This is a genomic window from Fulvivirga aurantia (assembly GCF_009711475.1).
GTDB classification, from domain to species: domain Bacteria; phylum Bacteroidota; class Bacteroidia; order Cytophagales; family Cyclobacteriaceae; genus Fulvivirga; species Fulvivirga aurantia.
This window is the reverse complement of sequence record NZ_SMMD01000670.1, coordinates 1-5,399: the sequence shown is the minus strand read 5'-3', so window position 1 is coordinate 5,399 and position 5,399 is coordinate 1. Positions and strand designations below refer to the sequence as shown.

At 39.8% G+C, this 5,399-nt stretch carries 2 protein-coding genes; one reads left to right on the top strand and one right to left on the bottom strand.

Going from position 1 to position 5,399, the window contains the following annotated elements; translation table 11 throughout:
* A partial coding sequence (locus tag E1176_RS07005) for a hypothetical protein (RefSeq protein WP_343030513.1) occupies positions 1 to 206 on the top strand: 206 nt, incomplete at its 5' end.
* Here the strand turns inward: E1176_RS07005 and E1176_RS07000 are convergent.
* A complete protein-coding gene (locus E1176_RS07000; RefSeq protein WP_155209889.1) occupies positions 199 to 5,292 on the bottom strand; it encodes a T9SS type A sorting domain-containing protein in 5,094 nt (1,697 codons plus the stop codon). The genes E1176_RS07005 and E1176_RS07000 overlap by 8 nt on opposite strands.
* Positions 5,293 to 5,399 lie beyond the last annotated feature (107 nt).

Below are 5,399 nucleotides of genomic sequence, written 5' to 3'. Positions count from 1 at the left end.
CTAACCAAAACTTCGAGTTAATCATGTTAGAATATGTAAAGACAATACTCACAAAGGTGAGTTTTGATGCCAAACTTTTTGAGAAAGAATTAAAAAAAGCCATTAGAAATTTGATCCAGGAAGAGATCGAAGAATTAAAAAAATGGTGTTACTCCAAATTTGCAAGCAAGCATCAACCAGTGCTTGAGCGTTGCTTTGCTATTTAATTAAATAACGCTTTACCTGTACTTCCTCTTCTCCCGAGAGTTTTATAAAGTACATGCCCTTACTTAGCGTTTTTTCGAATTTGAGCTTTTGTCGGCTTAAATGGTCAATCTTATGAGTTTCTAATACTATACCATTGATGTCTAGTACCTCTAATTGGTCAAAACCAAAAAGGGTACCCGTTACTTCCAGGTCTACACCATTACCAGGGTTCGGAAATAAATTAAACGAAAGTGGTATATCTATCGCATATGTTGCTGAAACAACCCCTAAAATGGCTGTTGTGCCATCAAAATCTACCTGAGATAGTCTGTAATAATTAGTGCCTTGAAAAGGCCTGGCATCGGTAGCGGTGTATTTCATTACTTGAGAGGCATTGCCGGCACCCTTTACTTTTGATAAACGGTTGTAATTAACCCCGTCAGATGATTTCTCTATAATAAAATAGTCATTATTGGTTTCGCTGGCTGTAGACCATTGTAAGTCAATTACATCTTGATTAGTAGAAGCCTGGAACGCAATTAAGGAAACCGGTAATACGGCATTTGAGGTTTGAATTAAAATCTGATTAGACGTATAGGCATTAGAGCTACATCCTCCAATATCTGGTATGATATCCAATGTTATAACTTCATCGTTGTTAAGAGAGCTGTTGGTATAGGTGGGTGAGTTCGCCCCCACATTTACTCCGTCAAGTTTCCATTGGTAGGTTGGGTTGGCACCTGCATCTGGTGCAGTAGCTGTAAATACTCCATCTGTGAGGCTTACTATAGCTACATTACTCAAAGCCGCGCCTTCGTCATGTAAAGACAGGTCTATGATTAGGGGCAGTGTGGGGGTGACTGTACTGGTGTATAGTAATGTACTGTTTTGATAATACTCAACATTATTATTACGAACTGCTACTTTTAGTGTGTCACCTACACTGTATGAGCCCAAAGTACCACCTCGCTGTGTGCCTGATTCATAAACTTTAATATCTCCATCGTTTTCAAGGTCAAAGCCAAACTGTACAGAATTAAAAGCGGCATCGCTATTTGTATTACTTAGTCCGAATATTTTATCCGCTCCTGTTTCTGTAATTACAGCCTGTGCGTAGCTGTCGTTTACTACAGTATTTAAACTTGCAGCACCGGCATTCCAGTTGTTGTTGCCAGCCTGACCCTTTGTAATAGCATTACCAGTTGTAAAAACATTTACCTCATCTGTCCAGGTGATATCCTCAAAAGCTACCGGCTGCAGACCATCTGTAGAGGGTGTATTTGAGATGAAAAAGGTGCCAAATGTAGGTGAGGTGAGGTTATTAATTGTGACATTATTGGCCATGTAGGTCACATCACTACAACCACCCAGATCTGGGGTAATCCCCACTGAAACCACATCTCCATTAGACAGGCTTGTATTTGTATATGTGCTATTGGTTTCCCCAGCCTCATCAATTCCGTTAAGCGTCCATTGGTATGATGGGTTAGCACCTGCATCAGTAACTATTGCTGTAAATTGGCCTGTGTTACCATTTGAAATTATTACATCATTGATTGCTGCTCCTTCATCATTAAATGAGGTATCGAAAATAAGTGGCAAGATGGGCACCGTTGTACTTACATAGAGTAGGTTTCCATTCCAATAATAGTTCACTACACCTTCTTCAACAGAAATCCTGAATACATCTCCGATGCTATAACTTCCGAATGTACCCTCTCTTTGAGTGCCAGACTCATAGATTTTTACATTTCTGTTGCTTTCTAAATCGAAGCCATACTCAATAGAATTAAAGCCTGCATCAGCATTTGTGCTACTTAAGCCAACTATTTTGTCATCGCTCTGATCCCCTACAACAAACTCCATGTAGCCGTTATTTTTGACTGAATTAAGCGAGGCAACACCGGCATTCCAATTGTTGTTGCCGCCTTGTTCTTTGATGATATCGTTACCAGAGGTTTCAATATTTACAATATCGGTGAAAACAACTTGCTCTATAGCTTCTTTGCATGCTTCATCTGAGGCTGTATTTTCTATATAAAATGTTCCAAATTCAGGAGTAGAAATCTCCCTGATGGTCACCGTGTTGGCAGTGTAGGTAACGTCACCACACCCTCCAAGATCGGGCTGAATTAAAACAGTAACTACATCTCCATCTGCAAGATTTGTATTTGTGTACGTACTATTGGTTTCCCCAGCTTCATCCACACCATTTAAGGTCCACTGATAAAGCGGATTTGCTCCTGCATCGGTCACTATAGCAGAAAACTGTCCTGTGTTGCCATTTGAAATGATGACATCATTTATGGAGGCACCTTCATCATGAAATGATATATCTGCTATAAGGGGTAGAGTAGGTGTTACATTACTTAGATAGAGCAACGTGCCATTCCAATAATAGTGAACAACCCCATCTTCGACAGCAATTTTAAATATATCTCCGATACTGTAATTACCATAAGTACCTTCTCGCTGGATACCTGATTCATAGATTTTAATGTCTCTATCGTTTTCTAAATCAAAGCCAAATTGAACAGTCCCGAAATCGGCATCAGCGTTGGTGTTGCTTAAGCCAACTATTTTATCTGTATTTTGATCTCCGATTGTAAATTCTAAGTAGCCGTTGTCTTTAACGCTATTGAGAGAAGCTACTCCGGCATTCCAATTATTATTACCTCCTTGTTCTTTAGAAATATCATTGCCTGTGGCCTCTATATTTACAATGTCAGTAAATACCACCTGCTCGATAGCTTCTTTACAGGCATCTGTTGCGGCAGTATTTTCTACATAAAAAACACCAAACTCAGGCGTTGTTATTTCATTAATTGTAACTGTATTAGCTGTGTAGGATACATCTCCACAACCTCCTAAATCTGGTTGTACAATTACTGAAACCACGTCTCCATCAGCAAGACTGGTGTTGGTGTAAGTGCTATTAGTCTCACCTACCTGGTCTATGCCATTGAGTGTCCATTGGAAAGATGGGCTAGCCCCGGCATCTGTTAAAATAGCAGAAAACTGTCCTGTATTACCGTTTGATATGATGACGTCATTTATCACAGCCCCTTCATCATTAAATGAAACATCTGCAATTAAAGGGAGTGTTGGTGTCACATTGCTGATATAAAGTAGGTTGCTATTCCAGTAATAATGCACAACACCATTTTCAACACTAATTCTAAAAGTGTCTCCAATATTATAGTTCCCAAAGGTGCCCTCTCTTTGTGTACCTGATTCGTAGATTTTTACATCTCTGTCATTTTCTAAATCAAAACCAAATTCTACTGTATTAAAACCAGCATCTGTATTTGTAGTGCTTAAACCAACAATTTTATCAGTATTCTGGTCGCCAATAACAAACTCTAAATAGCCGTTGTCCTTAACAGAATTTAAGGAAGCTACTCCCGCGTTCCAATTGTTGCTGCCCCCTTGCTCTTTGCTTATATCGTTGCCTGTAGCTTCGATATTTACAATGTCTGTAAAAACTACCTGCTCAATAGCTTCTTTACATGCATCTGCTGAAGCTGTATTTTCTACATAGAAAGTGCCGAAATCCGGGGTTGAGATTGTCTCGATGGTTACCGCTTGGGTAGTGTAAGTTACATTGCTACAATTGTCAAGGTCTGGTTGAACAATCACAGCGACCTCATCTCCATTTGCTAAAGTTGTATTGGTATACGTGCTACCGGTCTCACCTGGTTCGTCAATTCCGTTGAGTGTCCATTGGTATAGCGGATTTGCCCCGGCATTTGTAACGTTAGCCGAAAACTGGCCTGTATTGCCATTTGCAATAATTACATTGTTGATTGTGGCCCCCTCATCATTAAAAGAGGCGTCTACTATAAGTGGCAAAGAAGGAGTGACATTGCTTATGTAAAGTAAAGTGCCATTCCAGTAATAATGCACGATACCATCTTCCACTGCTATTCTGAATACATCACCATTGCTATAGTTACCATAGGTGCCTTCTCGTTGTGTATTAGATTCGTAGATTTTTACATCCCGATCGTTTTCAAGATCAAAACCAAACTCTACGGTACCAAATCCTTCATTGGTATTGGTGCTACTTAAACCAACTATTTTATCTGTATTCTGATCTCCGATGGTAAATTCCATATAGCCATTATCAGCCACTGTATTCACTGAGGCCACCCCGGCATTCCAGTTATTATTATTTCCCTGTTCTTTTATTAGGTTATTTCCTGATACTTCGATGTTAACTATGTCTGTAAAAGTGACAGGTTCTACTGCTCGCTTACAAGCATCAGTTGCTGAAGTGCCTTCTACAAATAGGGTTGCATAAGTAGTTGGTGAAGGCTCTGCTATCGTAATAGTGTTTGAATTGACAACTCCAAGGGCACAACCACCCGTACCTGGATTAAGCGTTGCTGTAATCTGATCTCCCGCTACTAAAGAATTATTAGTGTAAGAAGTGCCTGTTACCCCGGTAGGGGCGCCATTTAGAAACCACGCATAAGATGGACCACTTCCGGGATTAGTTGCTGTTGCTGTAAAATTACCATCAACACCATTAGCTATCACACCATTGGTAAAACTTGCACCTAGGTCGTTGAGAGCAATATCGGCTATAAGTGGAAGTGTTGGGCTTGTATTACTTACATACAAGAGTGTGCCATTCCAGTAATAGTGAATCACACCACTTTGTACTGCCACCCTAAAAACATCGCCTGTTGAGTAGCTACCATATGTCCCTTCTCTTTGATTCCCTGACTCGTAGATTTTTACATCCCGGTCATTTTCCAGATCAAAGCCAAACTCTACAGTGCCAAAGTTAATACCACCATCTGCATTGCTTAACCCAAAAATTTTATCGTCTACCTGATCTCCTGCGGTAAATTCGACATATCCATTATCATAAACCGCAGCTGTTGATACAGCACCACCATTCCAGTTATTATTGCCACCAGCGTTTTTTGTGATATTATTCCCGGTGATTGACACGTTGGCGCTACTTGTCCAGACTATTTCTTCAATGGCATATTGACAATTGCTGCCAGGGTTGGTAGGAGAGATGGTAAAATCACACTGGCTGTACGCAGAAAAATATGTGAAGAGTAGAATTAATGAAGTTAAAACTGTCCTCATGATATTATTATTTCTTACACAAATAAAAAAATCTTGCCAACCTGCAAAACGTGCAAATTATTGCAAGTAAGTGATTTTGCTAATAAGATGTTTCTTGTTTTGGGAAA

Excerpts from the sequence above, each read along its gene's own strand:
- E1176_RS07000 (WP_155209889.1), bottom strand. The coding sequence starts at position 5,292 with ATGAGGACAGTTTTAACTTCATTAATTCTACTCTTCACATATTTTTCT.